This is a genomic window from Streptomyces sp. MNU76 (assembly GCF_020982545.1).
Taxonomy (GTDB): domain Bacteria; phylum Actinomycetota; class Actinomycetes; order Streptomycetales; family Streptomycetaceae; genus Streptomyces.
The window spans coordinates 297,293-319,796 of record NZ_JAJKLK010000003.1 but is presented as its reverse complement, the minus strand read 5'-3'; the positions used below and the strand labels follow the sequence as shown (position 1 = coordinate 319,796).

At 71.1% G+C, this 22,504-nt stretch carries 14 protein-coding genes and 3 pseudogenes; 11 read left to right on the top strand and 6 right to left on the bottom strand.

The window, feature by feature from the left end:
- Window positions 1–4: 4 nt before the first annotated feature.
- Window positions 5–1,507 carry a protoporphyrinogen oxidase gene (gene hemG / locus E4N62_RS07745; protein ID WP_230213121.1) on the bottom strand — a complete coding sequence of 501 codons (1,503 nt, stop codon included), beginning with the start codon at window positions 1,505–1,507 and terminating at the stop codon, window positions 5–7.
- A 214-nt stretch (window positions 1,508–1,721) separates the two neighbouring features.
- Here hemG and E4N62_RS07740 point away from each other — a divergent pair, with 214 nt between their 5' ends.
- Together E4N62_RS07740 and E4N62_RS07735 are read left to right on the top strand one after the other, a co-directional pair.
- Entirely contained in the window at window positions 1,722–2,696 is a 975-nt protein-coding gene (locus tag E4N62_RS07740) for a DUF4349 domain-containing protein (RefSeq protein ID WP_230213119.1), read from the top strand.
- 39 nt (window positions 2,697–2,735) lie between these two features.
- Window positions 2,736–4,139, top strand: coding sequence for an FAD-dependent oxidoreductase (locus tag E4N62_RS07735; protein ID WP_230213117.1), 1,404 nt, complete (start codon window positions 2,736–2,738; stop codon window positions 4,137–4,139).
- A 173-nt stretch (window positions 4,140–4,312) separates the two neighbouring features.
- Here E4N62_RS07735 and E4N62_RS07730 read toward each other — a convergent pair whose 3' ends face one another.
- Window positions 4,313–4,666, bottom strand: coding sequence for a hypothetical protein (locus E4N62_RS07730; protein WP_230213115.1), 354 nt, complete (start codon window positions 4,664–4,666; stop codon window positions 4,313–4,315).
- Window positions 4,667–4,821: 155 nt separating this feature from the next.
- On the opposite strand from E4N62_RS07730, the gene E4N62_RS07725 reads away from it, so the two are divergent.
- Complete coding sequence (locus E4N62_RS07725) at window positions 4,822–5,631, top strand: rhomboid family intramembrane serine protease (protein ID WP_230214058.1); 810 nt, start codon at window positions 4,822–4,824, stop codon at window positions 5,629–5,631.
- 308 nt (window positions 5,632–5,939) lie between these two features.
- Window positions 5,940–7,522: pseudogene (locus E4N62_RS07720) on the top strand (IS1182 family transposase).
- Window positions 7,523–7,581: 59 nt separating this feature from the next.
- On the opposite strand, the gene hemE reads toward E4N62_RS07720, so the two are convergent.
- Window positions 7,582–8,649, bottom strand: coding sequence for a uroporphyrinogen decarboxylase (gene hemE, locus E4N62_RS07715; protein WP_230213113.1), 1,068 nt, complete (start codon window positions 8,647–8,649; stop codon window positions 7,582–7,584).
- 153 nt (window positions 8,650–8,802) lie between these two features.
- Here hemE and E4N62_RS07710 point away from each other — a divergent pair, with 153 nt between their 5' ends.
- The 3 genes and pseudogenes from E4N62_RS07710 (at window position 8,803) to E4N62_RS07700 (ending at window position 11,938) form a co-directional block, all read left to right on the top strand.
- On the top strand, window positions 8,803–9,474 hold the full coding sequence (locus tag E4N62_RS07710; protein ID WP_230213111.1) for a DUF3000 domain-containing protein: 672 nt from the start codon (window positions 8,803–8,805) through the stop codon (window positions 9,472–9,474).
- 318 nt (window positions 9,475–9,792) lie between these two features.
- Window positions 9,793–10,451 (top strand): annotated as a pseudogene (locus E4N62_RS07705) (LuxR C-terminal-related transcriptional regulator).
- A gap of 176 nt (window positions 10,452–10,627) precedes the next feature.
- Complete coding sequence (locus tag E4N62_RS07700; RefSeq protein WP_230213108.1) at window positions 10,628–11,938, top strand: HRDC domain-containing protein; 1,311 nt, start codon at window positions 10,628–10,630, stop codon at window positions 11,936–11,938.
- A gap of 115 nt (window positions 11,939–12,053) precedes the next feature.
- On the opposite strand, the gene E4N62_RS07695 is transcribed toward E4N62_RS07700, so the two are convergent.
- From E4N62_RS07695 to E4N62_RS07685, 3 genes are all read right to left on the bottom strand, one after another.
- Entirely contained in the window at window positions 12,054–12,902 is an 849-nt protein-coding gene (locus E4N62_RS07695) for a carbohydrate ABC transporter permease (RefSeq protein ID WP_230213106.1), read from the bottom strand.
- The gene (locus E4N62_RS07690; RefSeq protein WP_230214057.1) at window positions 12,899–13,759 is read right to left on the bottom strand and encodes a carbohydrate ABC transporter permease; all 861 of its coding nucleotides are present in this window, start codon (window positions 13,757–13,759) and stop codon (window positions 12,899–12,901) included. The genes E4N62_RS07695 and E4N62_RS07690 overlap by 4 nt, the downstream gene beginning before the upstream one ends.
- 102 nt (window positions 13,760–13,861) lie before the next feature.
- A complete protein-coding gene (locus E4N62_RS07685) occupies window positions 13,862–15,178 on the bottom strand; it encodes an ABC transporter substrate-binding protein (RefSeq protein ID WP_230213104.1) in 1,317 nt (438 codons plus the stop codon).
- 160 nt (window positions 15,179–15,338) lie between these two features.
- On the opposite strand from E4N62_RS07685, the gene E4N62_RS07680 reads away from it, so the two are divergent.
- The 4 genes and pseudogenes from E4N62_RS07680 to E4N62_RS07665 all read left to right on the top strand — a co-directional run bounded on the left by E4N62_RS07680 (window position 15,339) and on the right by E4N62_RS07665 (window position 22,406).
- On the top strand, window positions 15,339–17,735 hold the full coding sequence (locus tag E4N62_RS07680) for a glycoside hydrolase family 2 protein (RefSeq protein WP_230213102.1): 2,397 nt from the start codon (window positions 15,339–15,341) through the stop codon (window positions 17,733–17,735).
- Window positions 17,732–18,803 (top strand): annotated as a pseudogene (locus E4N62_RS07675) (LacI family DNA-binding transcriptional regulator). Before E4N62_RS07680 ends, E4N62_RS07675 begins: the two are co-directional and overlap by 4 nt.
- Before the next feature lie 250 nt (window positions 18,804–19,053).
- Entirely contained in the window at window positions 19,054–20,280 is a 1,227-nt protein-coding gene (locus E4N62_RS07670; protein WP_230213100.1) for an acetyl-CoA C-acyltransferase, read from the top strand.
- The gene (locus E4N62_RS07665) at window positions 20,277–22,406 is read left to right on the top strand and encodes a 3-hydroxyacyl-CoA dehydrogenase NAD-binding domain-containing protein (RefSeq protein WP_230213097.1); all 2,130 of its coding nucleotides are present in this window, start codon (window positions 20,277–20,279) and stop codon (window positions 22,404–22,406) included. The genes E4N62_RS07670 and E4N62_RS07665 overlap by 4 nt, the downstream gene beginning before the upstream one ends.
- Window positions 22,407–22,504 lie beyond the last annotated feature (98 nt).

Here is a 22,504-nt window from a genome sequence, read left to right as displayed (position 1 = left end):
GGTCTCATTCTCCCGCTCCGCCGTGCAGGCTCTGCACCGGGTGGGCCGTGAGGTGCCGCACGGCCCGCAGGTCACCGTGGATCCGGTCGACCGCGGCGGCGGCGCTCGCGACGCACGCCGGGATGCCGACGCCGTCGTACGCCGCGCCGCAGACCGCGAGGCCGGGCAGCTTGCCGAGGTGCTCGCGGAGGCGGGCCACGCGCGCGTGGTGGCCGACCGGGTACTGCGGCAGGCCGTCGTCCCAGCGGGTGACGCGGGTCTCCAGGGGGGCGGCGGTCAGGCCGGTGGCCTCGCGCAGGTCGGTTCTCGACACCTCCACCAGGTGGGCGTCGTCGTGCTCCAGGATCGCCGTCTCGCCGTACCTACCGACCGAGGTGCGCAGGACCAGCAGGTCCGGGTTCTCGTCGGCGATCCAGCCCCACTTCTGGGAGGCGAAGGTGGACGCCTTGATGGTGCGACCGTCGACCGGCGGCACCAGGAAGCCGCTGCCCTCGGGGAGGGTGACGTCGGCGCGGCGGTAGGCGAGGGTGACCAGGGCCATCGAGGCGTACTCGACGGCTCCGAGCTCGGTGGCGGCCTCGGGCGCCTCGGCGCGCAGCAGACCGGCGGCGACCGGCGCGGGGACGGCCACGACGACGGCGTCGGCGTGCAGGACACGGGCGTCGGAGTCCGCGGCGCCTTCCGTGCCCGGGCCGCCTCCGGCGACGACGCGCCAGCCGCCCGAGGACCGCCGGCGCAGTTCCGTGACGGGGGCGTGGGTGAGGATCTCGGCGCCGCGGGCCCGTACCGACTCGGCGACCGCGAGCGGCAGTTGCCCCACGCCGCCCTCGATGCCCATGAAGACCGGGCCGGTCTGCCGGGCGGCGGCCGCCCGCTCCTGGATGCCCCGGACGGCCTCGGTGAGGGAGGTGTGGGTCCGCGCGGCCTCGAAGAGCTGCGGGACGGCCGAACGCATCGAGATGCGGTACGCGTCGCCCGCGTAGACCCCGCCGAGCAGCGGCTCCACGAGGCGGTCGACGACCTCGCGGCCGAGGCGGGCGGCCACGTACTCCCCCACCGCCACGTCGTCGCCGATCTCCGTGCGCGGCAGGTCGGCGTCGCGCTCGACGCGCGCCAGGCCCTCCTCGGAGAGGACCCCGGACAGGGCGGACGCGGTGCCGGGGACGCCCATGACGTGCCCCTTGGGCATGGGGCGCAGGGCGCCCCGGGTCCACAGGGAGGCGGTGGCGGTGGCGGGCGGCTGGAGCCGGCCGGCGAGGCCGACCTCCCGGGCGAGGGCGACCGCCTCGGGCCGGCGTGCCAGGATCGACTCGGCGCCGAAGTCGACGCGGGCGCCCGCGATCTCGCCCGGCAGCAGCTTGCCGCCGACCCGGTCCGAGGCCTCCAGGACGGTCACTCTCGCGCCCCGGTCCAGCAGCCCGTGCGCGGCGGCCAGCCCCGCGATCCCCGCCCCGATGACGACGACGTGCCCGGCGTCGCGCCCGACGTCCGTACGTGATCCGCTCATGCTCCCACCCTCTCAGACGTCACCGACAGCCATGGCGCCGGTCCCGCCCACCGAGGGCTCGGCCGTGGCCCCGCCGAGTCCCGACTGTGACCGCTTCGCGACGACCCATGCCCAACGTTCCGGCCCGCTCCGGCGTCAAAGGACCGTCAGCAAGGCAGACAGGCGATTTCTCGACCCTCGGGGGCACATCTCAATGGCAGAGACGCACGGATCAATGGCAGAGGCACACGGACGACGTTCCCGGCGGCCCGCGGCGGCCCTGGCGGCTTTGTTCCTCGCCGCCGCCCTGGCAGTGACGGGCTGCTCCGGCGACCGCGGTGACGCCACGAGCGGCCAGGCCAAGTCCGCGGCCGACGACGGCGCGGCCCGCCAGGAGGGTGCCCTCTCCGAGCAGAGCGGCAGCAGCGACTACACCGGCAAGGGCAAGGGCTCCGAGGTACCGAACGTCAGCCCGAGCCACATCATCCGTACCGCCACCCTGACCGTGCGGGTCAAGGACGTGCCGAAGGCCCTGGACGAGGCCCGCACCGCCGTCGAGGGCGCGGGTGGGTTCGTCGGCAGCGAGTCCACGACCCGGGACGGCAAGGACCGCGAGCGCACCAGGGTCGTCCTGAGGGTGCCCGCCGAGAAGTACGAGGAGGTCCTCACCGAACTGGAGGGCACCGGCAAGCTGATCGAGCGGAAGACGAACGCCGAGGACGTCACCGACCAGGTCGTCGACGTGGAGAGCCGCATCAAGACGCAGCGGGCGAGTGTGACCCGGATCCGCGAACTGATGGACAAGGCGACCAAACTCGGCGACGTGGTCACGCTGGAGGGCGAGCTGAGCACCCGTCAGGCCGACCTGGAGTCCCTGCTGGCCCAGCAGAAGTCCCTGAAGGACCGCACCAGCCTGGCCACGATCACGCTCTCCCTGTCCGAGACCGCGGTGAAGAAGGCCGCCGTCGACGACCCCGGCTTCGCGGACGCCCTGGCCGGCGGGTGGAACGCGTTCGTCGCCGTCTTCCGCTGGCTGGGCCTGGCGCTGGCCGCCGTCCTGCCCTTCGCGGTGGCCGCGGCGCTCCTGCTGCTCGTGTGGTACCGCCTCTCCCGTTCCCGCCGGCCCGCGCCGGCGGTGGCCACGACTGGCGCGGCCGCCTCGCTCCCGGCCTCCGCGCCGGACGAGGAGGAGCGGCAGGAGCGGGAGTGACGCGGGCCCCGGACGCGGGACCCCCGTAGCGTTGTTCCCATGAACACGAGCCGCACTGAAGAACGTTCGAGGGAACGCCTGGTGGTCGTCGGAGGCGACGCGGCGGGCATGTCCGCCGCGTCGCAGGCCCGCCGGCTGAAGGGCCCCGACGCCCTGGAGATCGTGGCGTTCGAACGGGGCCACTTCACCTCCTACTCGGCGTGCGGCATCCCCTACTGGGTGGGCGGCGACGTCCCCGACCGCGACCGGCTCATCGCGCGCTCGCCCGAGGAGCACCGGGCCCGGGACATCGACCTGCGGATGCGTACGGAGGTCGTGGAGATCGATGTCGAGGGCTCCCGCGTGCGGGCGCGGGACCTCGACGCGGGCACCGAGACCTGGACCGCGTACGACAAGCTCGTCATCGCGACCGGCGCCCGTCCGATCCGCCCCGACCTGCCCGGCGTCGACGCGACCGGGGTGCACGGGGTGCAGACCCTGGACGACGGTCAGGCCCTGCTGGACACGCTCACCGCCACCGAGGGCCGTCGCGCGGTGGTCGTCGGCGCGGGATACATCGGCGTGGAGATGGCCGAGGCGCTCATCAACCGGGGGTACGAGGTCACGGTCGTCAACCGCGGCAAGGAGCCGATGTCCACCCTGGACCCGGACATGGGCCGCCTGGTGCACAAGGCCATGGAGGGCCTGGGCATCACCATGGTCGACGACGCCGAGGTCACCGCCCTGCGCACCGACGACGACGGCCGCGTCCGCGCGGTCGCCACCGAGGACGCCGAGCACCCGGCCGACGTGGTGGTGCTGGGCATCGGCGTACGCCCCGAGACGACCCTGGCGAAGGCGGCAGGACTGCCCCTGGGCGACCACGGCGGGCTGCTCACCGATCTCGCCCTGCGCGTGCGGGGCCACGCGAACATCTGGGCCGGCGGCGACTGCGTGGAGGTCCTGGACCTGGTCTCGGGCCGCGAGCGGCACATTCCGCTCGGCACCCACGCCAACAAGCACGGCCAGATCATCGGCGCCAACGTCGGCGGCGACTACGCCACGTTCCCCGGTGTCGTCGGCACCGCCGTCAGCAAGGTCTGCGACCTGGAGATCGCCCGCACCGGCCTGCGGGAGAAGGACGCCGACCGGGCCGGCCTCCGGTACGTCAGCGTCACCGTCGAGTCCACGAGCCGCGCGGGCTACTACCCCGGCGCCGCCCCCATGACGGTGAAGATGCTCGCAGAACGCCGCACCGGCCGTCTCCTGGGCGTCCAGATCGTCGGCCGGGAGGGCGCGGGCAAGCGCGTCGACATCGCGGCGGTGGCCCTCACCGCGGGCATGACGGTGGAACAGATGACCGCCCTGGACCTCGGCTACGCGCCGCCCTTCTCCCCGGTCTGGGACCCGATCCTGGTAGCGGCGAGAAAGGCGACGGCGGCGGTGCGGAAGGGTGCCTCCTGATGAGGGACTGCCCCGCGATATGGGCGCCTGGCATCAGGGGCCGAGCCCCAGGCCTTTGAGGGGCGCGGGGCTGTTTCGATATGCGGCTCCGCCGCGTGGGCGCGACCAGCCACGACGAGCCCGCACCCGGCAACGCACAGCACCCCTACGGCGATCCCCGTCCTCCCACCCCGTCACATGGCCGACGTACCGGTGATCCGATCTATGGCCTGCCGAGCCTGATCCGCCGGCGGACGCGAGGGCAACGAGGACACCGACGCCGCCGACGTCACAGCGGAGGTCACCGCAGCCGGCGTCGTCTGCGCCGCCGCGGCCGCGGCCGGCTTCGCGTGCGCCGCCGGCCGGGCCGACCGCAACCGGTGGCTCACGGCCTCGTCCAGCGTCACCGGCCGCTGCATCCGCGCGGCCAGCCGCCCGGCCTCCTGGCCGAGCGCGGCCACGTCTTCCCAGGGCAGCCGCACCACCAACGAGATCTCGGCCTCACCATCGGGGGTGGCGTGCATCGGCGGAGTAACTCGGTCGTTCATCGCCTGTTCCTCACGTAGATACGTAGATCCGCGGTTGAGAAGTCATACGCACCACCCGCCCCGCATGTTCACCGGCGCCGACACCGATCCCACGCCCGGCCCGCACCACCCCCGAGATGCTGATTCCGGCCGCATATCCGGGGCACAAGTCCGGTGTGGTCATCCCCGTCCATGACGTGAACCCCGCGGGCCGCACGCCCTATGTGACCTACGCCCTGATCGCCGCGAACGTCTTCGTCTTCGTCTTCATGCCGGGTCTCGCCGGCTCCGTGCCGGGCGACAGCGAAGTGGCCCGGCTGTGCCATACGCAGGCGTTCCTGGAGCAGTACGCGGCGATACCCCAGGAGTTGATCCGCCATCAGCTGCCGCGGCTGGTGCCCACCGGCGAGCTCGCCCCGTCGGGCGGCTGCGCGCTCGGCCCGCCGGGCTACGACAAGTCGCCCGCGCTGTCCGTCCTCACCGCGCTGTTCCTGCACGGCGGCTGGCTGCACCTGCTGGGCAACATGCTGTTCCTGCTGATCTTCGGCAACAACATCGAGGACCGGCTGGGCCACATACGGTTCGCCCTGTTCTACGTGGCCTGCGGGTACGCGGCGTCGTACGGCTACGCCCTCCTCAACGCCGACTCCGGTGAGCCCTTGATCGGCGCCTCAGGTGCGATCGCGGGGGTCCTAGGCGCCTATCTCGTCCTCTACCCGAAGGCCAGGGTCTGGGTCCTCGTCCCGTTCCTGGTCTTCCTGCCGCTGAGACTGCCCGCGTGGCTGGTGCTGGGCTCCTGGTTCGTGCTCCAGGCCGTGTACTCGTCCGGCGAGAGCGTCTCCGACATCGGCACGGTGGCCTACGCGGCCCACCTGGTCGGTTTCGTCGCCGGCATGCTCCTCGCCTGGCCCCTGCGCCCCGGCACCCCACCCCCGCCCGAGCCACGCGGCCTGCTCTTCGGCAGACGGGCGCGGCCGGGCTGGTGAGGCCCGGGCGCGAGGGGTGATCGCCTAGGGCGTGTTTCGGAAGTCCCTTCGTCGCCCGAAGGGCGGCTCTGCGGCGTCCGGTGCGTGCTCTCGGCGCGCCGGACGAAAGGCCTCGTACTGGGTGTACTTGGCCTTTCGTCCGGTGCGGCGGTGGGGGTACCTCCCGGTCGAGCGCCAGCCGAGACCGGGGGAGCGTGCCGGGCGTCGCAGAGCAGAAGGGACTTCCGAAACACGCCCTAGAAGGCTCATGAAGATCTTGGGTTTTGGCCCTGCCGCGTCAGCGGCAGGGCCAGACTCGTCTTGTGGCGATGGGCGAGTGGGTCGGCGAGACCGTCGGGCCGGACGTGTGGGAAACCTGCCGGGATCTGATCCCGGCCGGGAGCGTGTTCGCGTTCCTGGCCGAGCATCGCGGCGAGTTGTTCCCGGCTGAGATGTTCGCGGACATGTACCCGTCGGTGAACGGACGGCCGAGCATGCCGCCACAAATCCTGGCCGCCGCGATCACCTTGCAGGCCCTGCACGGGCTGTCGGACTTCGAGACGGTCCAGGAACTGCGGTGCGACCTGCGCTGGAAGGCCGCATGCGGCCTGGGACTTCACGACATGGCATTCGACCCGTCGCTGCTGGCCTACTTCCGCCGCCGGCTGTCCCGCTCCGCCCGCCCGAACCGGATCTTCGACGCCGTGCGCGAGGTCGTGAAAGCCACCGGCGTCCTCAAGGGCAAGCACCGCCGGGCACTGGACTCCACCGTGCTGGACGACGCGGTCGCCACCCAGGACACCGTCACCCAGATCATCGCCGCCGTCCGCGCGGTGATCCGCGAGGTCCCCGGCGCCGACGCAGTCGCCGCTGCCCAGTGCACCGCGCACGACTACACCGACCCCGGCAAGCCCCGCATCGCCTGGAACGACGAGCAGGCCCGCGCCGAACTGGTCGACGCCCTGGTCACAGACGCGCTGCGGCTGCTGGGCCACCTGCCCGAACAGCAACTCTCGGAGAAAGCCGCGAACGCGGTGGGCATTCTGGCCCTGGTCGCCGGCCAGGACGTCGAGCCCGCCGAGGACTCCGACGGCCGCGACGGACGCTGGCGCATCACCCGGGGCACCGCCCCCAACCGGATGGTCTCCACCACCGATCCAGAAGCCCGGCACGTCCACAAGACGCGCAGCCACCAGCAGGACGGCTTCAAGGCCCACCTGGCCATCGAGCCCGAGACCGGCTTATACACCGCGGTCGCCCTGCGGCCCGGCTCCGGAGCCGAACACCACGAGGCCGCCGTCGGTCTGGACCTGCTTGCCGACGAGGACAACCCGCTGGACGTCTTCGGCGACACCGCCTACTCCACCGGCGATGTCCGCCAGACCCTCCACGAGGCCGGGCACCAGCTGTTCCTCAAACCCGCCCCGCTGCGGCCTGCCGTCCCCGGCGGCTTCACCCTCGACGACTTCGCCATCGACACCGAAACGGCCGTCGTGACCTGCCCGGCCGGACACACCGTCGCCCTGTCCGACCCCGGCGGGCAGCACCACCAACGCAAAGCCTCTTTCGGGGACCTATGCGCCGGATGCCACCTGCGCGAGCGGTGCACACCAAAGCCAGGGCCGGACGCATCCTGACCATCCGGCCCCACCACAACCTCCAGACAGCCGCTCGCCGCCAGGCCGCCACCGACCCCGGCTGGCAGGCCGACTACCGCCGCTGGCGGCCCCCGGTCGAACGCGCCGTCGCCTGGCTCGTCCACCACGGCAACCGGCGCCTGCGCTACCGCGGCACCATCAAGAACGACACCTGGCTCCACACCCGAGCCGCCGCCCTCAACCTCCGCCGACTGATCAACCTCGGACTCACCCACACCAGTGGCACCTGGCACATCGCACCGGCCACTACATGACCACAGGGGTTGTCCGGCCTGGCGGCCGGACAACCCTCACCAAGATCTTCATCGAACTTCTAGCGGGCCGTCCGCGTGTGGACGTACTCCACGAGGCGGGTCAGGGCGTCCGGGTCGGTGCTGGGCATGACGCCGTGGCCGAGGTTGAAGACGTGGCCCTCCAGGCCGGCGGCGGTGTCGAGGACCTCGCGGGTCTTGGCCTCGACGGCCTCCGTACCGGCGAACAGGACGGTCGGGTCGAGGTTGCCCTGGAGCGCCTTGCCGGGGCCGACGCGGCGGGCGGCCTCGTCGAGCGGGACCCGCCAGTCGACGCCGACGACGTCCGCGCCGGCCTCGCCCATGAGGCCCAGCAACTCGCCGGTGCCGACGCCGAAGTGGATGCGGGGGACGCCGTAGGACTCGACGGCCCGGAAGACCTTCGCGGAGGCGGGCAGCACCGAGCGGCGGTAGTCCGCCGGGGCCAGCGCTCCGGCCCAGGAGTCGAAGAGCTGGACGGCGGAGGCGCCCGCCTCGATCTGCACCTTGAGGAACGCGGACGTGATCTCGGCGAGACGGTCCAGCAGGTCGGCCCAGAGCTCGGGGTCGCCGTACATCATCGCCTTGGCGTTCTCGTACGTGCGGGACGGGCCGCCCTCGACGAGGTAGCTGGCGAGGGTGAACGGGGCCCCCGCGAAACCGATGAGGGGGGTCTCCCCGAGTTCGGCGGTGAGCAGCCCGATGGCCTCGGTGACGTAGGAGACGTCCTCGGGGGTCAGGTCGCGCAGCTGGGCGAGGTCGGCGCGGCTGCGGATCGGCTTCTCGACGACCGGTCCGACGCCGGGCTTGATGTCGAGGTCGATGCCGATGGCCTTGAGCGGGACGACGATGTCGCTGAAGTAGATCGCCGCGTCCACGCGGTGCCGACGGACCGGCTGGAGGGTGATCTCCGTGACCAGCTCGGGCCGCATGCACGACTCCAGCATCCCGATGCCCTGGCGCACCTTCAGGTACTCGGGGAGCGAGCGCCCGGCCTGCCGCATGAACCACACCGGTGTGTGCGGCACGGGCTCGCGCCTGCACGCCTTCAGAAAGGCTGAGTTGTACGTGGCGGTCGGCTGGTGGCCCGAGGGGCTGGCGTTGGCACTCACGAGGCAAAGTCTCGCACGCCCGCTTGACAGCGACGGCCCGCCCCGTGGACGACGGGTCGGCGCGGCCCGCGTTCGCTCAGCGCGATGCGACCGTGACCCAGCGCACGGGTGTCTTGCCCTGCGCCCGGGCCCCGTTCCCCTTAATGTTCCGGCATGGCTGCGGCTCAGGGACGACTGTCGGACGGCGCTGGCGGGATGGACGACGCGAAGGAGGGGGAGCGCGATGCGAGGGAGACGGCACCGCTGCCGTTCCGCTCCGCCGTCGAAGCGCTGCAGGCCCCACGGCTGCGGCCGGAGATCGAGATCGAGTCGACCAAGCCGCCCCAGCGGCTCGCGCCGTACGCGTACGCCCTGGAGGCCGCGGTCGTCGAGGGCGACGAGGACCTGGCCGACGGCCGGCTGGTGCTGCTGCACGACCCGGCGGGCCACGACGCCTGGCAGGGCACGTTCCGCCTGGTGACCCTGGTCCGGGCGGAGTTGGAGCCCGAGATGGCCGCCGATCCGCTGCTGCCGGAGGTGTGCTGGTCGTGGCTGACCGGCGCCCTGCAGTCCCGGGGGCTGTCGTACGGGGAGCCGAGCGGGACGGTGACGCGGGCGAGCTCGCACTACTTCGGCGGGCTGGCGACGCGGCCGGCCGCGTCGCAGATCGAGATCCGGGCGTCGTGGACCCCGCGCGAGGTCCTGGGCGGGGTGCCCGACACCGCCGCGCACCTCGCCTCCTGGTGCGACCTGCTCGCCCAGATCGCGGGCCTGCCTCCGGCGGTCGACCCCGGGGACGCGGCGGTGGTGTCGCTGCCGCAACGGCGGGGCCCGCAGTCCCGCTGAACCCTTTCCGCCTCGAAGGACCGTGCTCCGCCGGAGCACGGTCCTTTCGCGTGCGAGCCACCACGCCGATCAGAACCATCACTTTGTCGATACGGCCACTTTCGGCCTTGTATCGACATGAAGCGACACCGTTCGGTCTTCGAATGATCGAAGATTTGTCCGAATTGAACGTATTGTTACTCACCAAATCGTGATCATTCTCTAAAGGAGCAGAGGTTTGGTGCCGAAGACCTCTGTGACCTTGAAAGCACGGTTCGTCCCGGCTTCGACCCCACGAGCCCAGCGAGCCGGCCCCCGTCCCGCATCCCAGGAGGCCTGGTGTCCGTTCTCCTCGAGCAGCCCGCAAGCCTGGTCGCCTACCGTCCGAACAAGCCGACCGCCATGGTGGTGGTGGCGGACCCCCGGGTCCGGTCCACCGTCACCAGGCACTTGTGGGCCCTCGGGGTCCGCGACGTGATCGAGGCCTCGTCCATCGCCGAGGCCCGTCCCCGCGTCGGCAACCCGCGTGACATCTGCGTCGCAGACGTTCACCTGCCGGACGGTTCCGGCCTCACCCTCCTCTCCGAGACCCGCGCGGCGGGGTGGCCCAACGGCCTCGCCCTCTCCGCCGCCGACGACATCGGCGCCGTCCGCAACGCCCTCGCCGGCGGCGTCAAGGGATACGTCGTCACCGGCACCCGCACCAACATCGGACTGCCCACCCGCCCCGGTGCCGCCCCCGTCGGCTCCGCCGCCCGTATGCACCGCCGCCCCCGGGCGCCCCGAGCCACCCGGGCGGCTACCGGGAACTGTCGGGACGCGAGGTCGAGGTGCTGCGCCTGGTCGCGGAGGGCCAGTCGAACAAGGCGATCGGCGTCTCCATGGGCCTGTCCGCGCTCACGGTCAAGAGCCACTTGGCCCGAATCGCGCGCAAGCTCGGCACCGGCGACCGTGCCGGAATGGTGGCGGTGGCCCTGCGCACCGGGATCATCCACTGACACCGGGACCTCCGCAGCGGCGAGAGGACGGTATTTCCCCCGTACATCCGGTCCCTCCCGGTTCGCCGGGAACATTCACTGACACGTGTGACACGTGACTGGTTTACGACCCCACAAGGCCCGTCGGCGGAACGTTCCGTCGGCGGGCCATGTCCATACACGGATACCCTTGACAGGTGACCGACGCCCAAGAGACCGCAGCAGACAGGACCCTGCGAACCACCGGAGGCGCCCCTCCGGACGACGGCGGATCCTCTGAAGCGGGGGCGCCGATCCCTTTGCTGGAGCCGAGGGAGGGCATTCCGGCCGTGATCGCCGACGAGTCCTCGCTCGCCGCGGTGATCGCCGCCTTCGCCGCCGGCTCCGGCCCCGTCGCCGTGGACGCCGAACGCGCGTCCGGTTACCGCTACGGTCAGCGGGCCTATCTGGTGCAGCTGCGCCGCGAGGGCGCGGGCACCGCGCTCATCGACCCCGTCGCCTGCCCCGACCTCTCCGGCCTCGGCGAGGCGCTCTCCGGCGTGGAGTGGGTGCTGCACGCGGCCACCCAGGACCTGCCCTGTCTGCGCGAGATAGACATGGTGCCGACGCGGATCTTCGACACCGAGCTTGCCGGGCGGCTCGCGGGCTTCCCCCGGGTCGGTCTCGGCGCGATGGTCGAGGGCGTCCTCGGCTACGTCCTGGAGAAGGGCCACTCCGCGGTCGACTGGTCCACCCGCCCGCTGCCCGAGCCGTGGCTGCGCTATGCCGCGCTCGACGTGGAACTCCTGGTGGACCTGCGGGACTCCCTGGAGAAGGAGCTGGACCGGCAGGGGAAGCTGGAGTGGGCGCGGCAGGAGTTCGACGCGATCGCCTCCGCGCCGCCCGCCGAACCCCGCAAGGACCCCTGGCGGCGGACCTCCGGCATGCACAAGGTGCGGCGGCGCCGGCAGATGGCGGTCGTCCGGGAGATGTGGGAGGCGCGGGACCGCATCGCCCGGCGGCGCGACGTGTCGCCGGGGAAGGTGCTGAGCGACGCGGCGATCGTGGAGGCGGCGCTGGCCCTGCCGGTCAACGCGCACGCGCTGGCCGCGCTGACCGGGTTCGGACACCGGATGGGACGGCGGCAGCTGGAGCAGTGGCAGGCCGCGGTGGACCGGGCCAGGGCCCTGCCGGACTCCGCGCTGCCGGCGCACGGGCAGCCGGTGACGGGGCCGCCGCCGCCGAAGGCGTGGGCCGACAAGGACCCCGCGGCGGCGGCGCGACTGTCCGCGGCGCGGGCCGGGGTGTCCGCGCTGGCGGAGCAGCTCACCATGCCGCAGGAGAATCTGATCACTCCGGACACGGTGCGGCGGTTGTGCTGGGAGCCGCCGGCCACGGCTGACGCCGAGTCGATCTCCGCGGCGCTGGCGGGATACGGGGCTCGGGCCTGGCAGGTGGAGTTGGTGACGCCGGTGTTGGTGGGGGCGATGGCGGCGGTGGCGAAGACCAAGGGCGCCCAGTCGCCGTAGAGGTTCCGCTGTTCGGCGGGTGCGGGTCATTCGTGGCTGGTCGCGCCCACGCGGCGGAGCCGCATGTCGGAACAGCCCCGCGCCCCTCAGGGGTTCCGGTGGCTGTCCGACACCCTTACTTCGTCGCTCCCCTCATGAAGCCGTTGTAGATGAATCTCTGGAGCAGCAGGAAGGCGATCAGGGTCGGCAGGATCACCAGGACCGCTCCTGCCGAGATCGTTTCCCAGTGGGCTCCGAAGGGGCCCTTGAAGCGGAACAGGGACGTGGAGATGACGCCTCGGTCGTCGGACGGCAGGTAGAGGAACGGGATGTAGAAGTCGTTGTAGACCGTGATCCCCTTGACGATGACGACCGTGGCGATCGCCGGTTTGAGCAGGGGCAGGATGATCTTGCGGTAGATCGTGAAGGCGTTGGCGCCGTCCAGGCGGGCGGCCTCGTCGAGGGAGACCGGGATCGACCGCACGAACTGCAGGAAGATGTAGATCGAGACGATGTCGGTGCCCATGTAGAGGGCGATCGGCGCCCAGAGGGTGTCGAACATGCCGAAGCTGTCGACGATCTGGAAGGTGGCGACCTGGGTGGTGACACCGGGGACGAGGGTGGCGACCAGGAAGAGCGCGACGACCAGTTTCCGGAAGCGGAACGTGAAGCGGTCGATCGCGTAGGCCGCCATCGAGCCGATGAGGACCGTTCCGGTGATGGCGAAGAAGAGGATGAAGGCCGTGTTGCCGAAGGCGGCGAGCATCTCGCCGTCACGGAAGGCCGTGACGTAGTTCTCCAGGTTCAGGAAGTTGTCCGGCAAGGTGAGGGCGCCGCCGCCGGCCGCCATCTCCCGGTCCGTCTTCAGCGAGGTCAGCAGGACCACCAGCAGCGGCAGCAGGACCACGACCGACGCGCCGACCAGGGACAGATAGGTGAGCGAGCGGGCGACTCGCCTGCGCAGCACGGGTGTCGGCGTCGTCATACGAGGTCCACCCTGTCGTCGGGGACCAGTCGGCGTTGCAGCCACGTCACCGCCAGGATGATCAGCAGCAGGACGACCGCGGCGGCGGACGCGAGGCCCGTCTTGTTGAACTGGAAGGCGAGCTTGACGGTCTGGATCACGAAGGTCTCGGTGCCGGTGGCGCCGCCCGTCATGATGTACGGGATCTCGAAGACCGAGAGCGAGCCGGAGATCGACAGGATCACGCTCAGGCTCAGGACCGGTCGGATGCCGGGCGCGATGATGTACCGGAACCGGTGCCAGCGGCTCGCGCCGTCGAGTTCGGCCGCCTCGTAGAGCTCCCCCGGGATCGACTGGATCGCGCCGAGGAAGAGCACGAAGTTCAGGCCCAGGTAGCGCCACACCGAGACGCCGGCGAGGGAGACGTTCGCGGAGGTCTCCGTGCCGAGCCAGGCGCGGTCCGGCTCGTGGCCGAAGAGGGCGAGGACCGAGTCGAGGGTGCCGCCGTCCTGGAAGAAGTAGAGGAAGACGAAGCCGATCGCGACGCCGTTGATCAGGTACGGGAAGAACAGGACGCCCTTGAAGAGGTTCCGGAAGCGGACGTCGAAGCTGAGGATCGTCGCGAAGTAGAGGGCGAGCACGATCTGCAGGGCCGACGCGGCCAGGTAGTAGCCGCTGACGAAGAAGACCCGGAACAGCTCGGGACGGGTGAAGATCTCGACGTAGTTGTCGGTGCCGGTGTAGTGCAACTCGGGGCTGACGCCGTCCCAGTCGGTGAAGCTGTACGCCAGCATGTTGGCGACCGGCGCGTAGGTGAAGGTGATCAGCAGGGCCAGCGGGACGGCCAGGAAGAGCCAGGGGGTGAGCCCGCGACGCAGGCGCGCCCCGCGAGGGGCGCGCCGGGGCGTGGGGCGCGGCCGCCTGGGGCCGCGCCGCCTTCTCCGTCGCGTGCGAGGGGTGTGTCGTACGCGCCTGGGGCATCAGGACCCCACGGTCTTCGCTGCCTCGGTCCAGCGCTTGCCGAGGTCGTCGAGGAAGTCGTCGATGTCGCCGTCCTTGGCGCCGCGGGCGATGTCGACCAGTTCCTGGCGGTAGGCGGGGCCGTTGATGCCGACCTCGGAGGCGCTGTCGATGGCCTTGACCTTGCCGCCCGCGGTGTCGTCCAGTTCGATCAGTTCGACGCCCTGCTCCTCGTAGGGCTTGAGCACCTCGGGCAGCGGGGCGTCCTTCAGTGTGGAGATGGAGAGGTTGTCCGCCGCGTAGCCCGACTTCTCGGTGAACCAGTCGACCCAGGCGCGGGCGGCCTCCTTGTGCTCGGAGTGGACGCTGACGGCCTGGTTGTAGTCGGGGTTGGCGGTCGCGCAGGCCTTGCCGTCGACCCGGGCGGGGAAGGGCATGAAGCCGATGTCGTCGGGGTCGGCCCCTGCCTTCTCGGCCGCCTGCCGGAACTGGATGACCGCCCAGCTGCCGAGCCAGGCCGTGGCGATCTCGCCCTTGGCCAACTGGGGTTTGGAGTTCTCCCAGTTGGTGGTCGCCGGGTCCTTCTCGATCAGGCCCTGGTCGACGATGTCGTACAAGAGCCGGTCGGCCACGCGTAGTTCGCCGTCCTCGCCCCAGGGGTTGCCCTCGGCGAGGCGGGTGGTGGCCTCGGTGTCGCAGCTGACCGAGCCGTTGACGTACGTCCACTGGGTCAGCGGCCACTGGGCGGCGAAGTTGGTGTAGTACGGGACGGCGTCGGTCTTGGCCTTGATGGCCTTCAGGGCGGTGAGGAACTCCGTCGGGGTGGTGGGCCATTCGGTGACTCCGGCCTCGGTCCAGATCCGCTTGTTGTAGAGGAAGCCGGGGGTCGCGCCCATCGGGCTCTGTCCGTAGACCTTGCCGTCGACCGCGGTGAAGCCGGTGAAGCGGTACTTCTCGCTCAGTTCCTTCTGGGTGCCGAGCGAGGCGAAGAACTTCGGGTAGTCGTTCTTCTGGATCACGGACGGGATCATGAGGACGTCGCCGTAGTTGTCGGTGTTCATCCGGATCTTGACTTCGGCCTCGTAGTCGGTGATCCCGTCGAACGTGACCCTCACCTTCGGATAGGTCTTGTTGAAGTCCTCGGCGTACTTCTTCATCGTGCCGTCCTGCACGAGGTCCGTCCGGTGGGTGAGGACCGTGATGGATCCGGACACCTGTGCCGGGTCGTCGGCCGCCTCGGCGTCGGCGCCCTTCGCGCTTCCTCCGCCGCCGGTGCAGCCCGACGCGAGGAGCGCGGCCGCCAGCAGTGTTCCGGTGAGCGTCTTCCGGTGGTTCATGTGCACCAGCTCCGTTCGGGACGGACGAGCACGGGTGGGATGGCTGGTTCGGCACTCTGGCAGCCCGTCACTGAACCGGTAAAGTCCCTATTTCGCCAAGGATGCCGAAAGATTTCGCGACTGTGTCGGCTCACTGACTGGACCGGTTTAGGGAGTGCGCATGCTGGACGCCACACCGCTCGCCGAGGGCTGGATCCTCCGGCACGACCAGGGACCGCTGCCCGCCGCGGTGCCCGGGTGCGTGCACACGGATCTGCTGGCCGCGGGCCTGATCCCGGATCCCTTCCTCGGCCGGAACGAGGACGCGGTGGCGTGGGTGGGGCGCCGCGAGTGGACGTACGAGGTCGAGCTGCCCGGGGGCGGCGCGGCCGGCGGGCACGACCAGACCGATCTGGTCTTCGACGGGCTCGACACCGCCGCCGAGATCCGGCTCGACGGACGGCTCCTCGGCTCGGTACGGAACATGCATCGCTCGTACCGCTTCGACGTCACCGGTATGAGCGGTCTGCTCTCGGTGCGCTTCGCCTCCGCGTACGCCGAGGCCGAGGCGGTGCGCGAACGGCTCGGCGACCGGCCGAACGCCTATCCGCAGCCGTTCCAGTTCATCAGGAAGATGGCCTGCTCCTTCGGCTGGGACTGGGGGCCGGCCCTGGTGACCGCGGGGATCTGGCGGCCCGTTCGGCTGGAGCGGTGGTCCACCGCCCGGATCGCCCGGGTGCGGCCGCTGGTGACCGTCGAGGGGACGACGGGCCGGGTGGAGCTGCTCGTCGACGTGGAGCGGGCGGCCGTCGAGGCGGGGCTGCGGCTGGAGGCCCGGGTGGGGGGTGTCGCCGCGGTCGCGGAGGTCGAGGGGACGAGCGGCACCGTACGGCTGGAGGTACCGGGCGTGGAGCTGTGGTGGCCCCGCGGCTACGGTGAACAGCCCTTGTACGAGGTCGAGTTGACCCTCTACGGCGCAGGTGACGCGCTCGATGTCTGGCGGCGGCGGGTTGGGTTCCGGACCGTGGAACTGGACCGGGCCGCCGATGAGCACGGGACCGCCTTCACGCTCGTCGTCAACGGCGAGCGGCTGTTCGCGCGCGGGGTGAACTGGATCCCGGACGACGTCTTTCCCTCCCGCGTCACGCGCGAGCGATACCGGGAGCGGCTGGGGCAGGCGACCGGAGCCGGTGTCGATCTCGTACGGATCTGGGGCGGCGGGATCTACGAGAGCGAGGACTTCTACGACCTCTGCGACGAGCTGGGGCTGCTGGTCTGGCAGGACTTCCCGTTCGCGTGCGCGGCGTACCCGGAGGAGCAGCCGCTGCGGGGCGAGGTGGAGGCCGAGGCGCGGGAGAACGTCGTACGGCTGATGCCGCACCCCTCACTGGTGCTCTGGAACGGCAACAACGAGAACCTGTGGGGGTTCCGGGACTGGGGCTGGGAGGAGCGACTCGCCGGGGAGTCGTGGGGCGAGGGGTACTACCTGGGGCTGCTGCCGCGGGTGGTCGCGGAGCTGGACCCGACCCGGCCGTACACGGCGGGCAGCCCCTGGTCGGGGTCCTGGGACCGGCATCCGAACGACCCGGCGCACGGCACGCACCACTCCTGGGAGGTGTGGAACCGGGAGGACTACGCGGAGTACCGGTCCGATGTGCCGCGGTTCGTCGCCGAGTTCGGGTGGCAGGCGCCGCCCGCGTACGCGACCTTGCGGCGGGCGCTGCCGGGTGAGGAACTCGCGCCCGATTCCCCCGGCATGCTGCACCACCAGAAGGCCGAGGACGGGAACGGGAAGCTTCAGCGGGGGCTCGCGCGTCATTTCGTCGTGCCGGACGGGGACTTCGACCGCTGGCACTATCTGACGCAGGTCAACCAGGCGCGGGCGATCGCGGCCGGGATCGAGCACTGGCGGTCCCACTGGCCGGTGTGCGCGGGCACGGTCGTGTGGCAGCTCAATGACTGCTGGCCGGTGACCTCGTGGGCGGCGGTCGACGGGGACGGGCGGGAGAAACCGCTGTACCACGAGCTGCGCCGGCTGTACGCGGACCGGCTGCTGACGCTTCAAGTGCGTGGCACGGGACTGGTGTTGGCCGTGGTGAACCAGTCGGGCGAGTCCTGGGCCCCGGGCGGTCTGCGGTTGCGGCGGATCACCGTGGAGGGGAACGTCCTCGCCGAGGCGGTGGTGGAGGTGTCCGCCGCCGCGCGTACGGTGGCCGAGGTGCGGGTGCCGCGCGAGGTGGAGCCCGTGGGGGCGAAGGAGTTCCTGGTGGCCGACGGGCGTGACGGGGAGAAGTCGCTGCGGGCGGTGCACTTCCCGGTGCCGGATCGTGAAGTGCCCTATGCGAGGCCGGAGTTCGAGGTCGAGGTCGGGCCGGGTTCGGTGACCGTGACGGCGCGGACGCTGGTGCGGGACCTGCTGCTGCAGGCGGACCGGCTGGGGCCAGCGGCGCGGGCGGACACCGGACTGGTCACCCTGCTGCCGGGTGAGCGGGTGACCATCGGGGTGCACGGGCTGGAGGCCGTGCCGGACGCGGAGGACGTGCGGCGGGCCCTGTACTGCGTGGAGCCCGCCCGATGAGCACCTCGCCGACTCCGCCACCGTCACCGTCGCCCGGTCCGCCGCCGGCGCCGACCCCGCGCGTGACCATCAAGGACGTCGCGGCACTCGCCGGGGTGTCCAAGGGGGCGGTGTCGCTCGCGTTCAACCGGAAGCCGGGGCTGTCCGACGCCACACGGGACCGGATCTTCGCGGCGGCGCGGGAGCTCGGCTGGGCACCCAACCTGGCGGCGCGGTCGCTGTCGAGTCAGCGGGTCGACGTGGTGGGGCTGGCGATCTGCCGGCCCGCCAGGCAACTCGGGCTCGAACCGTTCTACATGGAGTTCGTCTCCGGTGTGGAGAGCGTGCTGACCGAGCGGTCCTGCTCGCTGCTGCTGCGGCTGGTGCGGAACCTGGAGGAGGAGGTGGGGCTCCAGGACGCGTGGTGGCGGGGGCGGCAGGTCAGCGGGTCGATCCTGGTCGACTTCCGCGCGGACGACCCCAGAGTGGCCGCGGTGGAGCGGCTGGGGGTGCCGGCGGTGGCCGTCGGGCATCCCTCGCTGACCGGCGGGCTCACGTCGGTGTGGACGGACGACGCGACCGCCGTGACGGAGGCGGTGCGGTATCTGGCGGCGCTGGGGCACCGGCGGATCGCGCGGGTGGGAGGCGCGGCCGCGCTGGGGCACACGGCCATTCGTACGGCGGCGTTCGACCAGGCGGCCCGGGAGTTGCGGCTGGCCGGCGCACGGCAGGTGGCGACCGACTTCTCCGGAGAGGCGGGGGCGCGGGCGACGCGGTCGCTGCTGACCGGGGTGGGGGTGATCGTCCACGGCGATCGTCTACGACAACGACATCATGGCGGTGGCGGGCTTGTCGGTGGCGGCGGAGATGGGGGTGCGAGTGCCGGAGGATGTGTCGTTGCTGGCGTGGGACGACTCGCAGTTGTGCCGGCTGACGCGGCCGACGCTGTCCGCGATGAGTCATGACGTGCATGGGTTCGGGGCGGAGGTGGCGCGGACGTTGTTCGAGGTGATCGGTGGGGGTGGGGATTCGCATCCGGTGGCTACGCCTGTGCTGGTTCCGAGAGGGTCCACTGCGACTGCCCCCTGAGCGCCGTACGGGACCGCGGGTTCGTTTGGGCCGGTCACGCCCACGCGGCGGAGCCGCATGGTGACACAGCCCCGCGCCCCTGAGGTGGGCGAGCGTAACCGGCGGTAACATGGGGAACCGATGTGACCTTCGCCGCTCCCTCCCCCAGGGGTGGGCAGCACTGTTACTCGCAAGTAGCATGGGCCTGAGCGCGCGCTCAGCGGTTGCGCGTCGCAGCAGTGCCGTCCCGCACCTCTGGAGGAGAGCCATCGTGCCTCGTACCGTCAAGGAAGTCGTCTTCGTCGACGGCGTCCGCACCCCGTTCGGCAAGGCGGGCCCGAAGGGCATCTACCACGAGACCCGCGCCGACGACCTCGTCGTGAAGGCGATCCGGGAGCTGCTGCGCCGCAACCCCGGTCTGGAGCCCGCGAAGATCGACGAGGTCGCCATCGCCGCGACCACGCAGATCGGTGACCAGGGCCTCACCATCGGCCGTACGGCGGGCATCCTCGCCGGTCTGCCGCAGTCGGTGCCCGGATACTCCATCGACCGCATGTGCGCCGGCGCCCTGACCGCCGTCACCTCGGTCGCCGGTTCCGTCGCCTTCGGCGCCTACGAGGTCGCCATCGCCGGTGGTGTCGAGCACATGGGCCGCCACCCGATGGGTGAGGGCGTCGACCCGAACCCGCGGTTCGTCAGCGAGAAGCTGGTCGACGAGTCCGCCCTGTTCATGGGCATGACCGCCGAGAACCTGCACGACCGGTACCCGACGATCACCAAGCAGCGCGCCGACGAGTACGCCGTGCGCTCGCAGGAGAAGGCCGCCAAGGCGTACGCCAACGGCAAGATCCAGGCCGACCTGGTGCCGATCTCGGTGCGCCGCACCAACGCGGAGGCCGGTGAGACGGGCTGGGGCCTGGTCACCGCCGACGAGCCGATGCGGCCCGGCACGACCATCGAGAACCTGACCGGCCTCAAGACCCCGTTCCGGGTCCACGGCCGGGTCACCGCCGGTAACGCGGCCGGTCTGAACGACGGCGCCACCGCCTCGCTCATCGCGTCCGAGGACTTCGCCCGCGAGAACAACCTCCCGGTGAAGATGCGCCTGGTCTCCTACTCCTTCGCGGGTGTGGAGCCGGAGGTCATGGGCTACGGCCCGATCCCGGCCACCGAGAAGGCGCTCGCCCAGGCGGGCCTGTCGATCTCCGACATCGGTCTGTTCGAGATCAACGAGGCCTTCGCCGTCCAGGTGCTGGCCTTCCTGGAGCACTACGGCATCGCCGACGACGACGCGCGCGTCAACCAGTACGGCGGCGCCATCGCCTTCGGTCACCCGCTGGCCTCCTCGGGTGTGCGTCTGATGACGCAGCTCGCCCGCCAGTTCGAGGAGCAGCCGGAGGTCCGCTACGGCCTCACCACCATGTGCGTCGGCTTCGGCATGGGCGCCACCGTCATCTGGGAGAACCCGCACCACAAGGACGCCGGAGGCGACAAGTGAGCACCACCGCTGAGCTTCTCAAGGGCGCGGCCGAGCTGTTCCCCGACGAGGTCGTGACGTCCGCGCACGTACGCCACCTCGACCTGCCGTTCGGCGCCGGGCGCTTCGCGCTCATCACGCTGGACAACGGCTTCGACCACACCAAGCCGACCACCTTCGGCCCGGCGTCGCTGGCGAACCTGAACACCGCCATCGACCAGGTCGAGAAGGAGGCCGCGGCCGGCGAGATCGTCGGTGTCGGTGTCACCGGCAAGCCGTTCATCTTCGCCGTCGGCGCCGACCTCAAGGGCGTCGAACTGCTCAAGGAGCACGAGCACGCGCTCGCCATCGGCAAGGGCGGCCACGAGGTCTTCAAGCGCCTCTCCGCGCTCGCCGTGCCGACCTTCGCGTACTACAACGGTGCCGCGATGGGCGGTGGCGTCGAGGTCGGTCTGCACTGCTCCTACCGGACCGTCTCCGCGGCCCTCCCGGCGTTCTCGCTGCCCGAGGTGTTCCTGGGCCTGGTCCCGGGCTGGGGCGGCTGCACGATCCTGCCGAACCTGATCGGTGCCGACAAGGCCGTCTCGGTGATCATCGAGAACAGCCTCAACCAGAACAAGCAGCTCAAGGGCGAGCAGGTCTACGACCTCGGCATCGCGGACGCGATCTTCGAGGGCGCGGACTTCCTGGAGCAGTCGCTGATCTGGACGGCGTCCGTCCTCAAGGGCGAGATCGTCGTCGACCGCCCGGTGATCGACCGCGGCGAGGCCTGGGACCAGGCCGTCGCCCGGGGCCGGTTCATCGCGGACTCGAAGGTGCACGGGGCGGCCCCGGCCGCGTACCGCGCGCTGGACATCATCGCCGCCGCGAAGAACGGCGACCTCCAGCAGGGCTACGACGCCGAGGACGTCGCCCTCGCCGACCTGATCATGGGTGGCGAGCTGCGCGCCGGCATCTACGCCTTCAACCTGGTGCAGAAGCGCGGCAAGCGTCCCGCCGGTGCCCCGGACAAGAACCTGGCCCGCCCGGTCACCAAGGTCGGTGTCGTCGGCGCCGGTCTGATGGCCTCCCAGCTCGCGCTGCTCTTCCTGCGCCGCCTGGAGGTGCCGGTCGTGCTGACCGACATCGACCAGGAGCGCGTCGACAAGGGTGTGGGCTACGTCCACGCCGAGATCGACAAGCTGCTGCTCAAGGGCCGGGTCAACCAGGACAAGGCCAACCGCCTCAAGGCCCTGGTCACCGGTGTCCTGGACAAGGCCGAGGGCTTCGCGGACGCGGACTTCATCATCGAGGCCGTGTTCGAGGAGATCGGTGTCAAGCAGCAGGTGTTCGCGGAGGTCGAGGCGGTCGCCCCGGCGCACGCGATCCTCGCCACCAACACCTCCTCGCTGTCGGTGACCGAGATGGCGTCGAAGCTGAAGAACCCCGAGCGGGTCGTCGGCTTCCACTTCTTCAACCCGGTCGCGATCCTCCCGCTCCTGGAGATCGTCCGCGGCGAGCAGACCGACGACGCCTCCCTGGCCACGGCGTTCGCCGTCGCCAAGAAGCTGAAGAAGACCGCGGTCCTGGTGAAGGACGCCCCGGCGTTCGTCGTGAACCGCATCCTCACCCGCTTCATGGGCGAGATCCAGAACGTCATCGACGAGGGCACGCCGGTCGAGGTCGCCGAGAAGGCGGTCGAGCCGCTGGGCCTGCCGATGTCGCCGCTGGTCCTGCTGGAGCTGGTCGGCCCGGCCATTGGCCTGCACGTCTCGGAGACCCTCAACCGGGCCTTCCCCGACCGCTTCACGGTCTCCCCGAACCTGGCGGCCGTGGTCAAGGCCGGCAAGCGCGGCTTCTACGTCTACGACTCCGGCAAGCCGGAGCTGGACCCCGAGGTCGCGGCCCTCCTCAAGCAGGGCGACTCCGTCCTGTCCGAGGAGCAGGTGCGGGCCCGTGTGCTCGACGCCGTCGCCCAGGAGATCGGGCTCATGCTCGACGAGGGTGTCGTCGCCGAGGCGCAGGACATCGACCTCTGCCTGATCACCGGCGCCGGCTGGCCCTTCCACCTGGGCGGCATCACGCCGTACCTGGACCGCGAGGGCGTCAGCGAGCGGGTCAACGGCAAGAAGTTCCTCGAGCCCGGGGTGGCTTCGGTCCCCGCGTGACCCATCGACACGGCTGAGGGCCTCCGCCTGCGGGCGGGGGCCCTCTTCCCGTACCGGCCCCGCAAGGGGCGCGGGGAACTGCGCGAGCAACCCTCCAC

Bases quoted from the DNA above. Each gene is read 5' to 3' on its own strand.
- hemG (WP_230213121.1), bottom strand. From the start codon at position 1,507: ATGAGCGGATCACGTACGGACGTCGGGCGCGACGCCGGGCACGTCGTC.
- E4N62_RS07740 (WP_230213119.1), top strand. From the start codon at position 1,722: ATGGCAGAGGCACACGGACGACGTTCCCGGCGGCCCGCGGCGGCCCTG.
- E4N62_RS07735 (WP_230213117.1), top strand. From the start codon at position 2,736: ATGAACACGAGCCGCACTGAAGAACGTTCGAGGGAACGCCTGGTGGTC.
- E4N62_RS07730 (WP_230213115.1), bottom strand. From the start codon at position 4,666: ATGAACGACCGAGTTACTCCGCCGATGCACGCCACCCCCGATGGTGAG.
- E4N62_RS07710 (WP_230213111.1), top strand. From the start codon at position 8,803: ATGGCTGCGGCTCAGGGACGACTGTCGGACGGCGCTGGCGGGATGGAC.
- E4N62_RS07695 (WP_230213106.1), bottom strand. From the start codon at position 12,902: ATGACGACGCCGACACCCGTGCTGCGCAGGCGAGTCGCCCGCTCGCTC.
- E4N62_RS07685 (WP_230213104.1), bottom strand. From the start codon at position 15,178: ATGAACCACCGGAAGACGCTCACCGGAACACTGCTGGCGGCCGCGCTC.
- E4N62_RS07680 (WP_230213102.1), top strand. From the start codon at position 15,339: ATGCTGGACGCCACACCGCTCGCCGAGGGCTGGATCCTCCGGCACGAC.